This is a genomic window from Streptomyces sp. NRRL F-6492 (assembly GCF_001280125.1).
In the GTDB taxonomy this organism is placed as follows: domain Bacteria; phylum Actinomycetota; class Actinomycetes; order Streptomycetales; family Streptomycetaceae; genus Streptomyces.
Genome location: NZ_LGEG01000241.1, coordinates 39,243 through 58,674 on the forward strand (window position 1 = coordinate 39,243; position 19,432 = coordinate 58,674).

Below are 19,432 nucleotides of genomic sequence, written 5' to 3' on the forward strand. Positions count from 1 at the left end.
GACGCGGAGGGGAGGCGGCGGGGGCGCGCGCGGGGAAGGGGCGAGATCAGCAGGACGGGCGACACACGCAGCCCGCATAGCGGAGCAGGTCCATATGGACCCTCCGCCACAGGCGCACATCGGTGTCGGTCACGCTCCGGAGTACACCACGCGTCCCCGGCGGAATCAATGCACGTCCGCCGTGCGGTCACTCTTCGCGGGCACCTCGGAGGGCGATCCGGGGGACTTTCCCGAGGACACCTCGGCGGGTTCCCGCTCGGTGAGGGGGCCGCCGCGGGCCGCGTCCGCCGCCGCGTACAGCTCCTCGGGGCGCACCCCGGAGAACGCGGCGACGAGGTGCCCGTCGGGCCGTACGAGCAGGACGGCGTGGGCCGGCGCCCCCGGGTAGGACTCCGACACCAGGACCTCGGCCCGCACCGGGAGGGCGCGTACGGCCTCCTCCAGGCGGGGCATCACGCCCGCGGTCCGCCAGTGGCGCCGGTCCCACACCCCCGTGCCGGGCGCGATCAGGAGGACCAGGAGACGGTCCTGACCGAGCCGGTCGCGGAGCCGTACGGTCGTGCCGTCGGGAGCGGTCACGCGGACGTCCTCGACGGGGGCGCCCGCCGGGGTCCCGACCGGGATCTGCCCGTCGGCGTACGGAGGTGCGAGGGGGGAGTGCGGGTACGCGGGGGGCGCGCCCAGCGGGCCGCGCCCCACGTGGCCGTCGGTCAGCAGCGCGTCGTGACCGCGCGCGGCCCCGGGCAGGTACGTCCGCAGGCCCCCGCCGCCGCGCAGCACCGGCAGCGACTGGTCCGCCGCGCGCAGCCGGGTGGCCACGGCCGCCCGCCGCTCGCTCTGGTAGCTGTCCAGCAGCCGGTCCGAGCCGCCGTGGTGCCAGGTGAGGGCGAGCTTCCAGGCGAGGTTGTCCACGTCCCGCAGGCCCTCGTCGAGCCCCTGGGTGCCGACCGCGCCGAGCAGGTGCGCCGCGTCCCCGGCGAGGAGGACCCGGCCGACCCGCCAGCGCCGCGCGAGCCGGTGGTGCACCGTGTGCACCCCGGTGTCGATGAGCTCGTACGGGGGCGTCACCCCGTCGCACCAGCCGGCCAGGGTCTCGCGGATGCGGGCGATCAGCGCGTCCGGGGTGACCAGGTCGCCGCGCGGCGGGAGCAGCCAGTCGATCCGCCACACCCCGTCGGGCAGCGGGCGCGCGCCGATCTCCTCGGCGGCGCCGCGCCACGGCGGCTGACGGTGCAGCAGGGCCTCGCCGGGCCAGGGGAGTTCGGTGCGCAGCGCGGCGACGGCGTGCCGTTCCACCGCCGTGCGGCCGGGGAAGCGGATCCCGAGCAGCTTGCGCACCGTCGAACGGGCGCCGTCGCAGCCCACGAGGTGGCTGCCGCGCCACCAGGTGCCGGCCGGGCCCCGGGTGTGGGCGACGACCCCGTCCCGGTCCTGCTCGACGGTGTCGAGCCGGGCCTCGGGGACGAGTTCGACCAGCTTCTGCCGGGCGACGGCTTCACGCAGTCCACGGGCCAGGGCGTGCTGGGGGATGTGCAGCGGGGCCGCCGGGGCGGCGGGCGCGGCGGGATCCTCGGACCACTCCTCCGTACCGCCGAGGCCCGGGTCGAGCTCCAGGTGGCGCACCACCTGGCGGCGGCGCATGCCGCGCCAGCCGACCCAGCGGGCCCCCTCGTCACGGAGGGTCGTGCAGCCGAGGCGCTCGACCGTCGCGGCCATGTCGGCGCGCAGGACGACGCTCCGGGCCGGACGGGACTCCTCCTTGCCGGGGCCCTCGTCGAGGACGACGCTGGGCACGCCCTGCGCGGCGAGCGCGAGGGAGAGCGCGAGACCGACCGGCCCCGCGCCCACGATGATCACCGGGTCCACGGTGCGGCTCCTGAAGGCCGGACGGTCATGAGGGCAGCACGGTCGAGTGTGGCACGGGCCCGGTGGTTGATCACAGACCGTATGCAACCCACTGAGGGTGCTTGCGTCAAGCGACGGGGTGGGCGCGGTGCGACCGACCTCGGGCCGGTGCCACGAACGGCGGGGCGGAGCCGGCCCGCCGGGCCCGGGGCGGTGCCGTACGCGAGGGGCGGGGGTGGTTGCCGGGGCGCCGTGTGCGAGCTGCCCGCCCGCACCGATGCCGTGTGTGTGCCACCCGCCCGCACCGATGCCGTGCGCGTGCCACCCGCCCGCACCGGCGCCGTACGCGAAAGGGGCGGGCGGGGCGCCCGACCTCGGTCGGTGTCGCCCCGCCCGCCCCCTGGCGTTCCGGGTCCCTCGTGGCTCCGTCGTTCCGGGGCCCGCGGGGTCACGCGCCGCTGACGGCCTCCGCCGGGGCCTCGCCGGTCTTCGTGACCGCGCTCTCGGTCACGCCGGCCGTCTTCCGGCCCTGCCGCAGCCGCCGCTCCAGCCGACCCGCCAGGGTGGTCAGGGCGAAGTTGAGGGCGATGAAGATCAGCGCGATGACCGTGAAGGTGGCGATCGTGTTGGCGCCGTAGTTGGCCGTGATCTGCCGGTTCTGGCTGAGCAGCTCCGCGAAGCCGAGCAGGGCGCCGCCGAGCGCGGTGTCCTTGACGATCACGACGAGCTGGCTGACCAGGGCCGGGAGCATGACGGTCACGGCCTGCGGCAGCAGCACGTACAGCATGGTCTGGCCCTTGCGCATGCCGAGCGCGACGGCCGCGTCGCCCTGGCCCCGGGGCAGCGAGAGGACGCCGGCCCGGACGACCTCGGCGATGACCGAGGCGTTGTAGAGGACCAGGCCGGTGACGACCGCGTACAGCGGGCGGAAGTCGGAGCCGACCGTCGTGAACTCCCGGTAGACCGAGCTCGCGAACACCATCAGGAGCAGGACCGGGATGGCGCGGAAGAACTCCACGACCACGCCGACGGGCACCCGCACCCAGCGGTGGTCCGAGAGCCGGCCGATGCCGAGGAGGGCACCGAGCGGCAGCGCGATCAGGATGGAGAGCGCGGCGGCCTTGAGGGTCTCGACCAGACCCGGCAGCAGGTACGTCGTCCAGACCCGGGAGTCGGTGACGAACGGGCTCCACTTGTCGGCGTCCAGCTGGTGCTTGTCGGCGAGGGCGGAGAGCACCCACCAGGCCACCAGGGCGAGGACCGCCAGGAAGCCGACCGTGTAGAGGACGTTGCGCCGCTTGGCGCGCGGGCCGGGGGTGTCGTACAGGACGGAGCTCATCGCTTCACCGCCAGTCGCTTGGCCGCCCAGCCCAGGACGAGGCCGGTGGGGAGGGTCAGGACGATGAAGCCGAAGGCGAAGACCGCGAAGACCGCGAAGAGCGAGTCCGCCTCGTTCTCGATCATCTCCTTCATCAGGAGCGCCGCCTCGGCGGCGCTGATGGCCGCCGCCACGGTGGTGTTCTTGGTGAGGGCGATCAGGACGTTGGCCAGCGGGGTCACCGCGGCGCGGAAGGCCTGCGGGAGCACCACCAGGGTGAGGACCTGGAAGAAGCTCAGGCCCAGCGCGCGGGCTGCCTCGGCCTGGCCCGGCGGCACCGTGTTGATGCCGGAGCGCAGCGCCTCGCAGACGAACGTGCCGGTGTACGCGACCAGTCCGAGGATCGCGAGGCGGAAGCCGATCGTCTCGGAGTCGTCGGCGCCGAGCGTGATCCCGAGGGTCTGGTCGAGGCCCAGCGAGCAGGCCACGATGACCACGGTCAGCGGGGTGTTCCGGACGAGGTTGACGTACGCGGTGCCGAAGTTCCGCATGAGCGGGACCGGGCTGACCCGCATGGCGGCCAGGGCCGTGCCCCAGATCAGCGAGCCGATCGCCGAGTAGAAGGCGAGTTGCGCCGTCACCCAGAAGGCGCCGAGCAGGTCGTACTGCCCGGAATCAAGAAAGTCGAACACGATGCCCCGCGCTCTCCCCTGGTGGTCGGTCGGTGTGGAGGCCGCCGTGTGGACGGCGGCCGGTGCCGGAGTGACGGCCGCCCTCCTGCGGGGCGGCCGTCACTCCTTGGGCGGGGTGGGTCAGCCCTCGACCTTCGGCGCGGGCTCGTACTTGTAGCCGGAGGGGCCGAAGTGCGTCTCGACGAGCTTCTTCCAGGTGCCGTCGGAGACCATCTTCTCCAGCGCCTTGTTGATCTTGCCGCGCAGCTCGTCGTCGCCCTTCTTGACGCCGATGCCGTACTTCTCGTCGCTCATCCGCAGGCCGACGAGCTTGAACTTGCCCTGGTTCTCCTTCTGCGAGGCGTAGCCCGCGAGGATGGAGTCGTCGGTGGTGAGGGCGTCGACGCGCTTGTTCTCCAGGCCGGTCAGGCACTCGGAGTAACCGCCGAGCTGGCGCAGGTCGGCCTTGGGGGCGAGCTTGTCGCGGACGTTCTGCGCGGAGGTCGAGCCGGTGACCGAGCAGAGCTTCTTGGCGTTGAGGTCCTCGACCTTGGTGATCGAGCTGTCGTCGGAGCGCACGAGCAGGTCCTGGTGGGCCAGGAAGTACGGACCGGCGAAGTCGACCTCCTTCTTGCGCTTGTCGTTGATCGAGTAGCTGGCGACGATGAACTTCACGTCGCCGTTCTTGATCAGGTTCTCGCGCTCGGCGCTCGGCGCCTGCTTGAAGTTGATCTTGTCCTCGGCGTAGCCGAGCTCCTTGGCCACGTAACGGGCGACGTCGACGTCGAAGCCGGCGTACGTGCCGTCCGGGGTCTTCAGGCCCAGGCCGGGCTGGTCGAACTTGATGCCGACGGTGATCTTGTCGCCGTTGCTCCCGGAGTCGGACCCGCCACCACAGGCCGTCGCGGTCAGGGCGAGCAGGGCGACGGCCGCGGCGGCGGCGGAGGTGTTGCGAAGCTTCATCGAGGAAAGTCCCTTGGCTAGGCGTGAGTGGGGAAGAATAGGTCCCAACTCGCTCAGTGGTGAAGGATCTTGGAGAGGAAGTCCTTGGCGCGATCACTGCGCGGGTTGCTGAAGAACTCCTCGGGAGAGGCCTGTTCGACGATCTTCCCGTCCGCCATGAAGACGACCCGGTTGGCGGCGGAGCGCGCGAAGCCCATCTCGTGGGTCACGACCACCATCGTCATGCCGTCCCGGGCCAGCTGCTGCATGACCTCCAGGACCTCGTTGATCATCTCGGGGTCGAGGGCCGAGGTCGGCTCGTCGAAGAGCATGACCTTCGGGTCCATCGCGAGCGCGCGGGCGACGACGCCGACCCGGTCGAGCAGGGCCCGGGCCTTGGCCTCGGCGGCCTTCTTCTCCGTCCTGCGGACCTTGATCTGCCCCAGCATCACGTTCTCGAGCACCGTCTTGTGCGAGAACAGGTTGAACGACTGGAACACCATGCCGACGTCGGACCGCAGCCGGGCGAGCTCCTTGCCCTCCTGCGGCAGCGGCTTGCCGTCGATGGTGATGGTGCCGGAGTCGATGCTCTCCAGCCGGTTGATCGTGCGGCACAGCGTCGACTTGCCGGACCCGGACGGTCCGATGACGACCACGACCTCGCCGCGGGTGATCGTCAGATCGATGTCCTGGAGGACATGCAGTGCGCCGAAGTGCTTGTTCACGTCGGACAGTACGACCAGGTCGTCCGCGGCACGCGGGGTGTCCTGCGGACCCTTGGACAGGGCGTCCTTCGGATCCTTGGACACTGACTCTCCGCTCATCGGCCTCTTGCTCCGTCCTCCTCGGTTGGGGAGGACACTAGAGACCCGATGTGACGACCGTCATCACATCTGAGCGGAAATTGAGGATAACGATCCGGCCGCAACCGGACACACTGCGTGAAGGCGACACCGGCCGCCGTACCAGGTGCATCACGGAAACGCCCGCGTAACGGGGGGACACTTGACTGTGACGCCCACGTCCGGTGTTCATGCTCTGGTACCACCTGGTACACAGAGACCCGGCATCCGGCGCGAGCGACCCGGAGAACGGCGCGGAGACCGCGCACGGGACCGGGGACGGGACCACGGAAGATCACGGAGGAGGTACGCATGCGACTGCTGCTCGTGGAGGACGACGACCACGTCGCCGCCGCCCTCTCCGCGATCCTCGCGAAGCACGGCTTCGCCGTCACCCACGCCCGCAACGGCGAGGAGGCGCTCCAGGCCGTCCTGCCCACCGCGCACGGCGAGCGCCCCTCCTACGGGGTGATCCTGCTCGACCTCGGCCTGCCCGACCAGGACGGCTACCAGGTCTGCGGCCGCATCCGGAAGCTCACCACCACCCCGGTGATCATGGTGACCGCGCGCGCGGACGTGCGCTCCCGGATCCACGGGCTCAACCTCGGCGCCGACGACTACGTCGTCAAGCCCTACGACCCCGGCGAGCTCCTCGCCCGCATCCACGCCGTCAGCCGGCGCAGCACCGGCCCCGAGGAGACCGGCGCGGCCGCCGGGAGCGGCGAAGGGACCCGGCTGCGGCTCGGCTCCGTCACCATCGAGCTGCCCACCCGCCGGGTCAGCGTCGAGGGCGAGAGCGTCCAGCTGACCCGCAAGGAGTTCGACCTCCTCGCCCTCCTCGCCCAGCGGCCCGGCGTCGTCTTCCGCCGCGAGCAGATCATCAGCGAGGTCTGGCACACCAGTTGGGAGGGGACCGGCCGCACCCTGGAGGTGCACGTGGCCTCCCTGCGCTCCAAGCTGCGGATGCCCGCCCTGATCGAGACCGTGCGGGGCGTCGGCTACCGCCTGGTCGCCCCCGCCGCGTAACCGCCCGGCGGTCCCTCCGTGCGCACCCGACTCCTTCCGCTGCTCATCGTCCTCATGGCCGGCGTGCTGCTCGCCCTGGGCTTCCCGCTCGCCGCCAGCCTCGCCGCCTCCGAACAGCAGCGGGTCGTCGTCGACCGGCTCGACGACGCCGCCCGCTTCGCCGCCCTCGCCCAGTTCGTCGGTGAGGGCAGCTTCGGCACCGACGAGCGGGGCGCCACGCTCAGCGGCGAACTCGCCAGCTACCACGACGTGTACGGCATCCGGACCGGGATCTTCTACCGCGACAACCGCGCCATGGCCGCCGCCCCCGAGGACTGGGCCGTCCCGTACGAGGGGGAGGGCAGGCGCGCCTTCCACGAGGCGTTGCTCGGGCGCCGCAGCCACGACCCGCCCCAGGTGTGGCCCTGGCAGCCCGGCGCGCGGCTCACCATCGCCTCCCCGGTCGTCCGCGACGGCGACGTCGTCGCCGTCGTCGTCACCGACTCGCCCACCGGCCAGCTCCGCTCCCGCATCCTGCGCGGCTGGCTGCTGATCTTCGCGGGCGAGTCCGCCGCGATGCTGCTCGCCGTCGGCGCCGCCTTCCGGCTCACCGGCTGGGTGCTGCGGCCGGTCCGCGTCCTCGACGCCGTCACCCACGACATCGCCACCGGCCGGATGAACTCCCGGGTCGCCGCCACCGGGGGCCCGCCCGAGCTGCGGCGCCTGGCGCACTCCTTCAACGAGATGGCCGACCACGTCGAGGAGGCCCTGGAACAGCAGCGGGCCTTCGTCGCCGACGCCTCCCACCAACTGCGCAACCCGCTCGCCGCGCTGCTCCTGCGGATCGAGCTGCTCGCCCTGGAGCTGCCCGAGGGGAACGAGGAGATCGCCTCCGTACGGACCGAGGGCAAGCGCCTCGCCCGGGTCCTCGACGACCTCCTCGACCTGGCGCTCGCCGAGCACGCGGCGGCCGAGCTGCGGCTCACCGACGTCGGCGCGCTCACCGCCGAGCGGGTCGCGTCCTGGCGGCCGGTCGCCGAGGACAAGGGCGTCGTCCTGGAGGGGGAGTGCGGGGCGGTCACGGCCTGGGCGGACCCGGTGGCCCTCTCCAGCGCCCTCGACGCGGTCATCGACAACGCGCTGAAGTTCACCCCGGCCGGGGAGGAGGTCACGGTCGCGGTCGCGGTCGTCCCGGACGGGAAGACCGTCGCCGTCGTCGTCGCCGACCGCGGGCCCGGCCTCACGGAGGAGGAGCTCGGCCGGGTCGGGGACCGCTTCTGGCGCGCGGGCCGGCACCAGAACGTCAAGGGCTCGGGCCTGGGCCTCTCCATCGCGCGCGTCCTGCTGACGGCGGGCGGGGGCGGGGTGGCCTTCGCGCCGAACGAACCGCACGGCCTGCGGGTGACGGTCACCGTCCCCCGGCACGCCCCGGCGGAACCGCGGGGTCAGGGCTTCACCGAGCGGTAGTAGCGGCGGGCGCCCTCGTGGAGCTCCAGGGGGTCGGTGTAGACGGCGGTGCGCAGGTCCACCAGCTGGGCCGGGTGGACCTGGCGGCCGATCCCGTCCCTGCTCCTGATCACCGTACGGGTGAAGCCCTCCACCAGGTCCGCGTCGGCCTCCTCCGTGGTGACCAGGAGGTTCGCCACGGCCAGCGTCTCGACCCGCTGCCCGTCCTGCGCCTTCGCGTACGCGTCGGCCGGTATCACCGCCGAACGGTAGTGGCGGGTCGAATCGCCGACGTCGTGCAGCTGGTCGACCAGCTCCGCGTCCAGCGGGATCAGCCGGACCGGGGTCCGGTCGGACAGCTTCTGCACCGCCTCGGTGGGCAGCCCGCCCGACCAGAAGAAGGCGTCCAGCTCGCCGCGCTCCAGGAGCCCCGGCATGGTGTCGATGCCCGCCGAGACCGCCTTCACGTCCCGTACGGGGGCCAGGCCCGCCGCCGCGAGGACCCGGTCCGCGATCAGCCGCACGCCCGACCCGTCCTGGCCCACGCCGACCCGCAGGCCCTTCAGGTCCTCCACCCTCCGTAGCGACGACCCCTTGCGGACCACGAGCTGTACGTAGTCGTCGTACAACCGGGCGCAGCCGCGCAGCCGCTCGAAACCGGGCCGGCGCTCGCGCTGGTACTGGGCCACCGCGTCGGCCGTGGCGATGGTGAAGTCCGCCGCGCCCGACGCCACCCGGGCCAGGTTCTGCTGGGAGCCCTCGCTGTCCGTGAGCCGTATCGACACCTCGGGCAGGTCCTGGGCCAGGGCGTGCTTGAGGAGGTTCCCGTACCGCTGGTACACGCCGGTGGGGACGCCCGTGCTGAAGGTGACCGAGCCGCTGGGGACGGGGGAGCCGAAGGGGACCAGCCACCACACCAGCATCCCGCACACCGCGAGCAGCGCGGCCGTGACCGCCAGGACACGGCGGCGGGCGGCACGGGAGAGGGAGGCGAACATGGGGCCGATCCTGCCAGCCCACCGCCGCTCCTGGCCAGGGACGGCGGGGATGGCGGGGACGGCTGGGGGCAGCCGGGGGCGGCGAGGGACGGCCGGGGATGGCGGGGACGGCCAGGGGCGGCCGGGATGGCGGGGACGGCCAGGGGCGGCCGGGGGCAGCCGGGGCCGCCCCGCGCCCCCGGGGCCGGAGTGCGCTCCGCCGAAGCGGTGAGCGCTCCCGGCGGCGCGGGCCGCGCCGTGTGTCCTGCCGGGGCGGTGGTGCCCCGGCGGTTAGCGTCGGAAGGCGTTCGGTGATCTTGAGGACAGTCCCCTGTCCGCCCCTGGCGTCCCCCTCCGAACGCACCGCTCCCGTCCGTCCCCGTCCCGCCTCACCCCGCCGCGGCGGTGGGGCGGCGTCCTTCCCCGGCCCGGGGACGCGGGGCTTCGGGATCCCGAACCCTCTTCCGTGCCGGAGGCCGCGGGCGGGACCGCCGGTCGATAGCGTCCCGAGGACCTCCTCGTACGAGAACCGCCCCGTACGGCCGTCGGGGCGCCCGCGCGGTCACGGCCGGGTCCCCGGAAAGGACCGCCCCGTGAAGTTCGGCGTCAACCTGCCCAACTACGGGCCCGAGGCCACCCCCGACGCCCTCGCCGGCTGGGCGCTGCGGGTGGAGGCGATGGGCTACCACTACGTCATGGTCTCCGACCACGTGGCGCTCACCCCGGACGTGCGGCGCCTCTTCCCCGCCCCGTTCTACGACCCCTTCGCGACCCTCGCCTGGCTCGCCGGCGTCACCGGGACCGTGGGCCTCGGGACCACGGTCGCGATCCTCCCGTACCGGCACCCCGTGCACACCGCCCGGATCGCCGCCAACATCGACCGGTTCAGCGGCGGGCGCCTCGTCTTCGGAGCGGCGGCCGGCTGGGCCGCCGGGGAGTTCGACGTCCTCGGCGTCCCGTACCGCGAGCGCGGCGCGATCAGCGACGAGTACCTCGCCGCCGTCAAGGCCTGCTGGCGGGACGAGGTCGCCTCCTTCGACGGCGCCCACGTCTCCTTCCGCGAGGTGCACACCGGGCCGCTGCCCGTGCAGCGGCCCGGCCCGCCCGTCTGGGTCGGCGGCCACAGCCGCGGCGCGCTGCGCCGGGCCGTCCGCCTCGGGGACGCCTGGCACCCCACGTCCGTCTCCGGTGCCTGGCTCCTCGGCGTGGGACTGCCCATGCTCCGCCGGATCGCGGAGGAACACGAGCTGCCGGTGCCGGGAGTCTGCCCCCGCGTCAAACTCCGGGTCACCCCGAGGCCGTTGGGGCCGGGGCGGCTGCTCGGCGAAGGCACCCCGGCCCAGATCGCCGACGACCTCGGCCTGCTCCAGGGCCTCGGCGCGCGGGCCGTCGTCCTCGACCCCACCTACCCGGGCGACCGGCGGAAGGCGGGGCGCACCGAGCGGGACCTCGACGTCCTGGAGGCCCTGGTGAAGGAGACCATCGACGTGGACGCCGGGACGGTGCGGTGACGGGACGCGCGTGACGGCCCGTCACGTACGGGGGCCGGCCGCGTACGATGCCCGGGGGGCGCTCCGCGCGGCGTCCCGGGGGAGGGGGAGCGGGACGTGGCCGATCCGGACCTGCGGAAGCTCCGCGTGCTGAGGGAGCTCGGCGAACGCGGCACCGTCAGCGCGGCCGCCCGCGCACTCCACCTCACCCCGCAGGCCGTCTCGCAGCAGATCAGCGCCCTGGGGCGGGAGTTGGGCGTCCCGCTCACCGAACCCTCCGGGCGCCGGCTGCGGCTCACGGGGGAGGCCCGGATCGTGCTCCGGCACGCCGACGCCGTCTTCACCCAGGTCGAGCGGATGCGCGCGGAACTCGCCGCGCACCGGAGCGGCGAGCACGGCGAGGTGGCCGTGGCCGGCTTCTCCACCACCCTTTCGGCGCTGATCCTGCCCGCCGTGGCCCGGCTGCGGGAGACCCGGCCGCTGCTGCGCACCTCGCTGGCCGAGGTCGACCCGCCGGAGAGCTTCTCCCTGCTGCACCGCGGCGAGACCGACGTCGTCATCTCCGCCGACACCGCCCGGAACCCGGGCCCGGCGGGCGCCGACGGCCGCCCCGACGGGCGGTTCCACCGGGTCCCGCTCTGCGAGGACCCCTTCGACGTCGCCCTCCCCGAGGGCCACCGGCTCCTCGACGGGCCCCGGCTGCTCCTCTCCGACCTCGCCGGGGAGACCTGGATCTTCGCCACCACCGGCATGTGCCACGACATCGGCGTGGCCGCGTGCACGGCCGCCGGATTCACCCCGCGGGCCTCCCACGCCATCGGCGACTGGGACGCCACCCTCGCGGCGGTGCGGCTCGGCCTCGGGGTCGCGCTCGTCCCGCGCATGGCCGGACCGGCTCCGCGGCCCGAGGTGACGGTCCGCGCGTTCAGCGAGCGGGCCCCCTCCCGCACGGTCTTCGCGGCCGTACGGGAAGGCAGCCAGACCTCCCCGGAGATCGCCGCCGTCCTGGACGCGCTGCGTACCGTCGCCGGGGCGTCCGCGGCCGCCTGACCGGCCACCCGTCCGCCTTCCACCGGCCCGTCTTCCACCGGCCCGTCTTCCACCGGCCTGTCCTCCACCGGCCCGCCTTCCACCGGCCTGTCCTCCACCGGCCCGTTCGCCGCCGTCCCCTCCACCGGCCCGCCCTCCACCGACCCTCCACGGTTCGTGGAAGGTACCGTCCAGCAGCCGTTGCTGGATCCGCCCGCCCGCCGGTGCGAGGCTCGTCGCCGTACCGCGGACCGTTCCGCGCGTTCTCCTCCCCCCTTCTGCCTCGTCCCCTGCCGAGCCCTTCCGGAGAGCGGGAAACACCCATGTCCCGAGCCACCTGCGCGCGGCTGGCCGCGCTGAGCCTCGTCTGGGGCTCCGTCTTCCTGTGGATCAAGATCGCCGGATACGGCTTCTCGCCCGTGCAGACGGTCCTGGTCCGGCTCGCGCTCGGCGCCGCCGTCCTCCTCGCCATCGGATACGCGAGAGGGTTCCGGCTGCCGAGGGAGAAGGCCGTCTGGGGCCACCTGACCGTGGCCGCGCTCCTCGGCAACGCGATCCCCTGGACCCTGTACGCCGAGGGGGAGATCGAAGGTTCCACCGGCGTCGCCGCCGTCGTCAACGGCAGCGCCCCGATCTGGACCCTGGCGACCGCCCTGCTGCTCGGCCGGGAGAAGCGGGTCTCCGGCGCGAAGGCGGGCGGCGCGCTGCTCGGCCTCGGCGGCACCGCGCTCATCGCCTCCCCGTGGAACTCGGCCTCGGCCGGGAGCGGTTGGAGCATCCTCTGCTTCGTCCTCGGCTCGATCAGCTTCGGCGCCGGCTTCGCGTACACCGGCAGATTCCTGGTGGACAGGAACATTCCGCCGCTGGTGCTCGCGGGCGGCCAGTTCGGCGCCGCCACCGTGCTCCTCCTGCTGGCCTTCCCCTTCCTGGGTCTCCAGGGCGTCACCTGGCGCGCCGACTCGGTGGTCTCGCTCCTCGTCCTCGGCGTGGTCTGCACCGGTTTCGCGGCGCTGCTCAACTTCGAGCTGATCCTCAAGGACGGGGCCGCGGTCGCCTCCACCGTCACCTACCTGATGACCGTCGTGGCCGTGCTGCTCGGCGCCGTGGTGCTGCGCGAGCCGTTCGGCCGGCCCGTGTGGCTGGGCGCGGCGGCGGTCCTCGCGGCCACCGGACTGCTCCGGCGCGGGCCGTCCCCGGAGAGGCGGACGCGGACCGCCGAAGCCGCCGACCGGACCTCGGCGCCGCCGTCGGGAAGACCGGACTCCGTGTGAGGGGCACGCGTGGCTTTCGTCGTCGAACTCGTCTTCCGCGGGGAAGGAACGGACCGGCCGGGGCTCGCGGAAGCCCACCGGGCCTACTGGAGGAGGATGGCCGCGCGCGGCCTCCTGCTCGGGGGCGGGCCCTGGCGGGACGGCGCGGGGGAACTCCTGCTCTGCGAGGCCCCGGACCGCCGCACGCTCCTGCGCGTGCTCCACGCCGACCCGTACGCGCGGGCGAAGGTCGTCGGGAAACCGAGGATCCGGGAGTGGAACGCGGTGATGGGCCACGTGGCGCTCACCGGCCCGGAGCCGGTCCCGCCGGTCATCCCGGTCCCGCCGGTCATGCCGCTGAGCGCCCGTGAGGAGTCCGCCGTACGCGAGGAGCTGACCGCCCACGAGCGGCGCATCGCCGCGATGGTGCTCGACGGCCTGACCAACAGGCAGATCGCCGGGGCCTTCTCGGTGTCGACCCGGGCCGTGGAGCTGCACCTCACCCGGATCTACCGCAAGCTCGGCATCCGCCGCCGCGCGCAACTGGCCGCTGCCGTGCACCGGTCGGAGGCGACGCCGGCCCGGGCCCCCGCACCCCCGGGCCCGACCGCGGAGGCGTGGCCGTACGGGCCGCCGCCGCGGGAGCCGTCCGGGACCGCCGGCACTCCCTGACCGGAGCGGCCGGGTCCGCGGTCTCCGGGCCCCGGGCTGCCTCAGGCCGCGAAGGCGGCGGCGATCGCGTGGCTGTCCTCGTGCATGTGGTAGCCGGTGATCCTCCCGCCGACGACGGTGAAGTGCAGGGCGAACGGGTTGGTGAACGTCCTCCCGGTGGCGACGACGCCGAAGCGGCCGCGCCCGGTGACGACCGCGTGGACGCCGTCGACGACGGTGGCGGTGACCGTGAACTCCTCGGGCGGGGTGAGGACGGTGCCCAGGACGGTGAAGAACCCGGCGATCTCGTCGCGGCCGGAACGGGCGCCGGTCCAGGGGACGTCGGGGGAGCCGGGGACGTCGAAGTCGACGGTGTCCGCGAACAGTTCGAGCAGACCGGGCAGGTCCCCGGTGCCGAAGCGCTCGAAGAAGGCGTCGACGGTGCGGAGGGTCTCGGGAGTGCGGGTCATGGCGGCGGATCCCTTGCTTCGTGACGGGCGTCGGGGCATGCGGAACGGAGCCGTGCGGAGGGGAGCCGAAAGACTCCAACCATCGGGTTGGAGTCTGGCACGCGCCCGGACCGAAGTCCAACCATCCGGTTGGGAACGGTTAGGGTGAGGCATGGCCTGGGACACAGCACGCACCAAACGCCTCCTGCTGGACGCCGCGGTGGAGGAGTTCGCCGCATTCGGCCCCGAGGGCGCCCGGGTGGCCCGGGTGGCGACCCGGGCGGGCGTCAACAAGGAGCGGATCTACCAGTACTTCGGCAGCAAGGAGAAGCTGTTCGCCGCGGTCCTGGAGTCCGAGCTGGGCAGGATCGCGGCCGCCGTGCCGCTGACCGCCGAGCACGCCGCCGACCTGGGCGCCTACGCGGGCCGGGTCTTCGACTACCACCGCGCCCATCCGCACTTCGTGCGCCTGCTGGCCTGGGAGGGCCTCCAGGGCGGGGACCGCGTGGCGGCCGAGGACGAGCGCGCGGGCCACTACGACGAGAAGATCGCCGCCGTCGCCCGCGCCCAGCGGGACGGCACCCTCACCGACGAGGTCGCCGCCGGACAGCTGGTGCACGCGGTCGTCGCCCTGACCGCCTCCTGGTTCATGCTGCCGCAGCTCACCCGCATGCTCGTGCCCGCCCTCGCGGGGGCCGGTCCCGACGCCCAGCGCGAGTCCCTCGTCACCCTGGTCCGCCGCCTGACCGCCTGACCGCCCGGCGCGGGGGCACGGGCGGGCCCGGCCACCGGGAAGGGGGCCGCCCCGGAGCACCTACCCTTGACGCATGACGAGCAGCAGCGACCGGAGCACCGCAGTGAGCGTTGACGGCACCAAGACCTATGAGATCCGCACCTACGGGTGCCAGATGAACGTCCACGACTCCGAGCGGCTCTCCGGTCTGCTGGAGGAGGCGGGTTACGTACGGGCCCCCAAGGGCGCCGACGGCGACGCCGACGTCGTCGTCTTCAACACGTGCGCGGTCCGCGAGAACGCCGACAACAAGCTGTACGGCAACCTCGGCCGGCTCGCCCCGATGAAGACCACGCGCCCGGGCATGCAGATCGCCGTCGGCGGCTGTCTCGCCCAGAAGGACCGCGACACCATCGTCAAGAAGGCCCCGTGGGTCGACGTGGTCTTCGGCACGCACAACATCGGCAAGCTGCCGGTCCTCCTGGAGCGCGCCCGCGTCCAGGAGGAGGCGCAGATCGAGATCGCCGAGTCCCTGGAGGCCTTCCCCTCCACGCTGCCGACCCGGCGCGAGTCCGCGTACGCCGCCTGGGTCTCGATCTCCGTCGGCTGCAACAACACCTGCACCTTCTGCATCGTCCCGGCCCTGCGCGGCAAGGAGGAGGACCGTCGGCCCGGCGACATCCTCGCCGAGATCGAGGCGCTGGTCGCCGAGGGCGTCTCCGAGATCACCCTGCTCGGCCAGAACGTCAACGCGTACGGCTCCGACCTCGGCGACCGCGAGGCGTTCTCCAAGCTGCTGCGCGCCTGCGGGCAGATCGAGGGCCTGGAGCGGGTCCGCTTCACCTCCCCGCACCCCCGCGACTTCACCGACGACGTGATCGCGGCGATGGCCGAGACCCCGAACGTCATGCCGCAGCTCCACATGCCGCTCCAGTCCGGCTCGGACACGGTCCTGCGCGCGATGCGCCGCTCGTACCGCCAGGAGCGCTTCCTCGGCATCATCGAGAAGGTCCGCGCCGCCATCCCGCACGCGGCCATCTCCACCGACATCATCGTGGGCTTCCCCGGCGAGACCGAGGAGGACTTCCAGCAGACGATGCACACCGTCCGCGAGGCCCGCTTCGCGAACGCCTTCACCTTCCAGTACTCCAAGCGCCCCGGGACCCCGGCGGCCGACATGGAGGGCCAGATCCCCAAGGAGGTCGTGCAGGACCGCTACATGCGGCTCGTCGCGCTCCAGGAGGAGATCTCCTGGGAGGAGAACAAGAAGCAGGTCGGCCGCGTCCTGGAGGTCATGGTCGCCGAGGGCGAGGGCCGCAAGGACGGCGCCACCGACCGCCTCTCGGGCCGTGCCCCCGACAACCGGCTCGTCCACTTCACCAAGCCGGACGAGGGCGTGCGCCCCGGCGACGTGGTGACCGTCGAGATCACCTACGCCGCCCCGCACCACCTGCTCGCCGAGGGCCCGGTCGCGGCGGTCCGCCGCACCCGCGCGGGCGACGCCTGGGAGAAGCGCACCGCCGAGAAGCCGAAGGGCGTCCTCCTGGGCCTTCCCGGGATCGGCGCCCCGGCCCCCCTCCCGCCGGCCGAGGTCCCGGCCTGCGGGGCGTCCCACTGACCTGGGATCCGTCGGTCCCGGCGGCTTGTCGTCCCCGGGACCGGCGGGCCCCGGGCGGACCGGGAGCCGTCCCCGGACGGCACCGGCCCGGCGCAGTAAGGTGCGGATCATGCTTGTCGCCGCAGCCGTCTGCCCCTGTCCGCCGCTCCTCGTGCCCGAGGTCGCGACCGGCGCCGCCCCCGAGCTGGACGCCGTGCGGGCCGCCTGCGCGGACGCCGTCGGGCTGCTCGCCGCCGCCCGCCCGGACCGGCTGTACGTCGTCGGGCCCGCGGACGGCGGCGCGGACGGCGTCTTCCCGGCCGGTGCCACGGGCTCCTTCGCCGGATTCGGCGTCGACCTCTCCGTACGCCTCGGCGACGGACCGGCCGGCGACCGCCCCCTCCCCGTCTCCCTCGCCGTCGGGGCCTGGCTCCTCGACCGGGCCGGCTGGGCCGGCGCGCCCGTCGAGGGCCTGGCCGTGGGGGACGATGCTCCTGCCGGGGACTGCGCCGGGACCGGCCGCGAGCTCGCCGCCTCCGCCGGGCGCGTCGCCCTCCTCGTGATGGGCGACGGCAGCGCCTGCCGGACCGTGAAGGCCCCCGGCTACCTCGACGAGCGGGCCGCCGGCTTCGACGCGGAGGCCGTCCGCGCCCTCGCCGGGGCCGACGCCCCCGCGCTGCTCGCCCTCGACGCGCGGCTCGCGCACGAGCTGAAGGCGTCCGGCCGGGCCCCCTGGCAGGTCCTCGCGGGCGCCGCCGAGGGCGCCGGACTCGACGGCAGGCTGCTCCACGAGGACGACCCCTACGGGGTGGAGTACGTCGTCGCCGCCTGGTCCTGAGCGGCCCCGGAAAGCATCCCGGGCACGACGACGGCGGCGGAGTCACTCCACCGCCGGTCCCGGGCGTGCCAGGGGTGCCGGGCGTGCCAGGGGTTCCGGGGGTCCCAGGGGTGCCGGGGGTGCCAGGCGTCCCGCCGGTCCCGGTCCCCGGAGCGCCGCCGTCCTTGTGACCCATCCGGTCGATGGCTTCCTTCGCCTTGCCCGTACCGGAATGGATCTTGTCGCTGTACTTGCCCTTGGTCCTCTCGTCGACCACCTTCGCCGCCTTGTCCAGGCCCTGGTCGATCTTCCCGCCGTGCTGCTGCGCGAGATCGGCGACCTTGTCCTTGGCCGGGGCGAGCTTGGCCTTCAGCGAATCCAGGAGACCCATGGGGCACCTTCCCTCCGCGGACCCCACGGGTCCGTCCTCGTGTCCTGCCCCCAGCGCCCGGGGGCCTGCCTACGCGCCTTCGGCCGCCTCGGCGCCCTCCGTACGGTCCGCGTTCCCGCTCTTCTCCGAAGAACGCGCGACCGCGTCCGTCTTCTTGCGCCGCCGGACAGGCCCTGAGGCGAGAACCTATGGCAAAACCTTGCCAAAACACCCATACCGAATCCTCAGCCTACTCGGAGGGAGGGGTCCCCGCGACGACCGACGGCCGCACGCCGCGTACGGCGCAACGAGGCCGGCCGGGGCCCGTCACGCAGCTCGTTCGGGGACGGGCCCGGAGGTTTGCGAGACTGGGGCGGTGAGAAGCGCAGCTCCCGCCCCGCGGGTCATCGCCGTCGTCGGCCCCACGGCAGCCGGAAAGTCCGATCTGGGTGTCTTCCTGGCCCAGCAGCTCGGGGGCGAGGTCGTCAACGCCGACTCGATGCAGCTGTACCGGGGGATGGACATCGGGACCGCCAAACTGGCGCTCGACGAGCGCGGCGGCGTCCCGCACCACCTCCTCGACATCTGGGACGTCACCGAGGCCGCCAGCGTCGCCGAGTACCAGCGCCTCGCCCGCGCCGAGATCGACCGGCTGCTCGCCGCCGGCCGCACCCCGGTCCTCGTCGGCGGTTCCGGCCTCTACGTGCGGGGGGCCGTCGACGCCCTGGAGTTCCCCGGCACCGACCCCGCCGTCCGGGCCCGCCTGGAGGCCGAGCTCGACGAGCGCGGCCCCGGCGTCCTGCACGCCCGGCTCGCCGCGGCCGACCCGGAGGCCGCCCGCGCGATCCTGCCCGGCAACGGACGCCGCATCGTCCGGGCCCTCGAAGTGATCGAGATCACCGGCAAGCCCTTCACCGCCAACCTCCCCGGCCCCGACTCCGTCTACGACACCGTCCAGATCGGCGTCGACGTGGCCCGCCCCGAACTCGACGAACGGATCACCACGCGCGTGGACCGGATGTGGGAGGCCGGCCTCGTCGACGAGGTGCGCGCCCTGGAGGCGCGGGGACTGCGCGAGGGCCGCACCGCCGCCCGCGCCCTCGGCTACCAGCAGGTCCTCGCGGCGCTCGCGGGGGAGTGCACCGAGGACGAGGCGCGCGCCGAGACCGTCCGGGCCACCAAGCGTTTCGCCCGCCGCCAGGACTCGTGGTTCCGCCGCGACCCGCGCGTGCACTGGCTCAGCGGGGCCGCCGAGCACCGGAGGGAACTCCCGCGAGAGGCGCTGTCGTTGGTCGAACGAGCGGTTACAGCCTGATCACGTGATGGCATCGGGACGCACTGCCCGTCATTCCGGCGGGCGGGAGCGTGCCATCATCGAGCATCGATCGACCAAGTGGAGTCCGAGTGGGGAGGGCGCGTGGCGATGGAGGCCGGCCCTCGCGACAGAGAACAGCACGAAGCGTTCCTGGGCGACCCGACGGCGGGCCCGTCGGGTGAGACCCCGGGCCGTCCCGGGCATCCGGTGGACGACGCTCCGGTCGGGACCCCGGGACTGACCCCGGACGGGCCCGACGACGCGGTCGGCACCGCCGTCGAGGTGGACGCCGACGAGGTCGAGGTCGAGCTGCGCCCCCAGCGGCGGCTGCGGATCTGGCAGCTGGCCCCGATCGTGGGCCTCGCCGCCGTCGGCTCGCTGATGTTCGCCTTCCCGCTCGCCTTCGGCTCCGGGGACGGCGGCGCCGTCGTCGCCATGCTCGGCCTGCTCATCAGCTCCTGCGCGGCGGGCTGGGGCGTCATGGCCGCCCGCAAGGTCGGCCACACCTGGCCCGGGCTCCCGGCGCGCGGCTCCGGCGAGCGCCCGGACTGGCGCGTCCTCGCCCTGTACGTGGCGACCATCGGGGCCCTGGTGACCCTCGCGGTCTGGCGCGTGGCCCGCCTCCGCTGACCCCCCGCCGGGGCCGGTAGCCGATCCTCCGGCACGGCACCGGTCCCGTACGCGC

At 73.8% G+C, this 19,432-nt stretch carries 19 protein-coding genes and 1 pseudogene; 11 read left to right on the forward strand and 9 right to left on the reverse strand.

Annotation, left to right across the window (positions count from 1 at the left end; all coding sequences use genetic code 11):
• Positions 1–46: 46 nt before the first annotated feature.
• The 6 genes from ADL08_RS39250 to ADL08_RS25600 form a co-directional block, all read right to left on the reverse strand.
• The gene (locus ADL08_RS39250; protein WP_311307652.1) at positions 47–133 is read right to left on the reverse strand and encodes a putative leader peptide; all 87 of its coding nucleotides are present in this window, start codon (positions 131–133) and stop codon (positions 47–49) included.
• Positions 134–165: 32 nt separating this feature from the next.
• Positions 166–1,866, reverse strand: coding sequence for an FAD-dependent monooxygenase (locus ADL08_RS25580; RefSeq protein ID WP_053646911.1), 1,701 nt, complete (start codon positions 1,864–1,866; stop codon positions 166–168).
• A gap of 427 nt (positions 1,867–2,293) precedes the next feature.
• Complete coding sequence (locus ADL08_RS25585) at positions 2,294–3,184, reverse strand: amino acid ABC transporter permease (protein ID WP_053646912.1); 891 nt, start codon at positions 3,182–3,184, stop codon at positions 2,294–2,296.
• On the reverse strand, positions 3,181–3,855 hold the full coding sequence (locus ADL08_RS25590) for an amino acid ABC transporter permease (protein WP_053646915.1): 675 nt from the start codon (positions 3,853–3,855) through the stop codon (positions 3,181–3,183). The genes ADL08_RS25585 and ADL08_RS25590 overlap by 4 nt, the downstream gene beginning before the upstream one ends.
• Before the next feature lie 120 nt (positions 3,856–3,975).
• Positions 3,976–4,797 carry a glutamate ABC transporter substrate-binding protein gene (locus ADL08_RS25595; RefSeq protein WP_053646917.1) on the reverse strand — a complete coding sequence of 274 codons (822 nt, stop codon included), beginning with the start codon at positions 4,795–4,797 and terminating at the stop codon, positions 3,976–3,978.
• A gap of 53 nt (positions 4,798–4,850) precedes the next feature.
• On the reverse strand, positions 4,851–5,600 hold the full coding sequence (locus tag ADL08_RS25600; protein WP_420710542.1) for an amino acid ABC transporter ATP-binding protein: 750 nt from the start codon (positions 5,598–5,600) through the stop codon (positions 4,851–4,853).
• A 330-nt stretch (positions 5,601–5,930) separates the two neighbouring features.
• Between ADL08_RS25600 and ADL08_RS25605 the strand changes: the two genes are divergently transcribed.
• Both ADL08_RS25605 and ADL08_RS25610 read left to right on the forward strand, forming a co-directional pair.
• Positions 5,931–6,644: a response regulator transcription factor gene (locus ADL08_RS25605; protein ID WP_053646919.1), complete on the forward strand. Its 714-nt coding sequence runs from the start codon at positions 5,931–5,933 to the stop codon at positions 6,642–6,644.
• A gap of 18 nt (positions 6,645–6,662) precedes the next feature.
• The gene (locus ADL08_RS25610; RefSeq protein WP_053646921.1) at positions 6,663–8,090 is read left to right on the forward strand and encodes a sensor histidine kinase; all 1,428 of its coding nucleotides are present in this window, start codon (positions 6,663–6,665) and stop codon (positions 8,088–8,090) included.
• On the opposite strand, the gene ADL08_RS25615 is transcribed toward ADL08_RS25610, so the two are convergent.
• Positions 8,069–9,067 carry a TAXI family TRAP transporter solute-binding subunit gene (locus ADL08_RS25615; protein WP_053646923.1) on the reverse strand — a complete coding sequence of 333 codons (999 nt, stop codon included), beginning with the start codon at positions 9,065–9,067 and terminating at the stop codon, positions 8,069–8,071. The two genes, ADL08_RS25610 and ADL08_RS25615, sit on opposite strands and share 22 nt — an antisense overlap.
• Positions 9,068–9,639: 572 nt before the next feature.
• Between ADL08_RS25615 and ADL08_RS25620 the strand changes: the two genes are divergently transcribed.
• From ADL08_RS25620 to ADL08_RS34860, 4 genes are all read left to right on the forward strand, one after another.
• Entirely contained in the window at positions 9,640–10,557 is a 918-nt protein-coding gene (locus tag ADL08_RS25620; protein ID WP_053646925.1) for a TIGR03619 family F420-dependent LLM class oxidoreductase, read from the forward strand.
• A gap of 96 nt (positions 10,558–10,653) precedes the next feature.
• Positions 10,654–11,586, forward strand: a complete 933-nt coding sequence (locus tag ADL08_RS25625) for a LysR family transcriptional regulator (RefSeq protein WP_053646927.1) — start codon at positions 10,654–10,656, stop codon at positions 11,584–11,586.
• Between the two features lie 302 nt (positions 11,587–11,888).
• On the forward strand, positions 11,889–12,836 hold the full coding sequence (locus tag ADL08_RS25630) for a DMT family transporter (RefSeq protein ID WP_053646929.1): 948 nt from the start codon (positions 11,889–11,891) through the stop codon (positions 12,834–12,836).
• Positions 12,837–12,845: 9 nt separating this feature from the next.
• On the forward strand, positions 12,846–13,487 hold the full coding sequence (locus tag ADL08_RS34860) for a LuxR C-terminal-related transcriptional regulator (protein ID WP_078968602.1): 642 nt from the start codon (positions 12,846–12,848) through the stop codon (positions 13,485–13,487).
• Between the two features lie 41 nt (positions 13,488–13,528).
• Here ADL08_RS34860 and ADL08_RS25640 read toward each other — a convergent pair whose 3' ends face one another.
• A complete protein-coding gene (locus tag ADL08_RS25640) occupies positions 13,529–13,936 on the reverse strand; it encodes a nuclear transport factor 2 family protein (RefSeq protein ID WP_053646931.1) in 408 nt (135 codons plus the stop codon).
• Positions 13,937–14,087: 151 nt separating this feature from the next.
• Here ADL08_RS25640 and ADL08_RS25645 point away from each other — a divergent pair, with 151 nt between their 5' ends.
• From ADL08_RS25645 to ADL08_RS25655, 3 genes are all read left to right on the forward strand, one after another.
• The gene (locus ADL08_RS25645) at positions 14,088–14,669 is read left to right on the forward strand and encodes a TetR family transcriptional regulator (RefSeq protein WP_053646932.1); all 582 of its coding nucleotides are present in this window, start codon (positions 14,088–14,090) and stop codon (positions 14,667–14,669) included.
• Positions 14,670–14,742: 73 nt separating this feature from the next.
• A complete protein-coding gene (gene miaB, locus ADL08_RS25650) occupies positions 14,743–16,266 on the forward strand; it encodes a tRNA (N6-isopentenyl adenosine(37)-C2)-methylthiotransferase MiaB (RefSeq protein WP_053646934.1) in 1,524 nt (507 codons plus the stop codon).
• 109 nt (positions 16,267–16,375) lie between these two features.
• On the forward strand, positions 16,376–17,083 hold the full coding sequence (locus ADL08_RS25655; RefSeq protein WP_063885352.1) for a class III extradiol dioxygenase subunit B-like domain-containing protein: 708 nt from the start codon (positions 16,376–16,378) through the stop codon (positions 17,081–17,083).
• A 25-nt stretch (positions 17,084–17,108) separates the two neighbouring features.
• Here the strand turns inward: ADL08_RS25655 and ADL08_RS35905 are convergent.
• Positions 17,109–17,453 (reverse strand): annotated as a pseudogene (locus ADL08_RS35905) (antitoxin); the annotation flags it as partial.
• A 355-nt stretch (positions 17,454–17,808) separates the two neighbouring features.
• On the opposite strand from ADL08_RS35905, the gene miaA reads away from it, so the two are divergent.
• Both miaA and ADL08_RS25665 read left to right on the forward strand, forming a co-directional pair.
• A complete protein-coding gene (gene miaA / locus ADL08_RS25660) occupies positions 17,809–18,747 on the forward strand; it encodes a tRNA (adenosine(37)-N6)-dimethylallyltransferase MiaA (RefSeq protein WP_053646938.1) in 939 nt (312 codons plus the stop codon).
• Positions 18,748–18,855: 108 nt separating this feature from the next.
• Positions 18,856–19,377: a hypothetical protein gene (locus tag ADL08_RS25665; RefSeq protein ID WP_199837087.1), complete on the forward strand. Its 522-nt coding sequence runs from the start codon at positions 18,856–18,858 to the stop codon at positions 19,375–19,377.
• Positions 19,378–19,432: the final 55 nt, after the last annotated feature.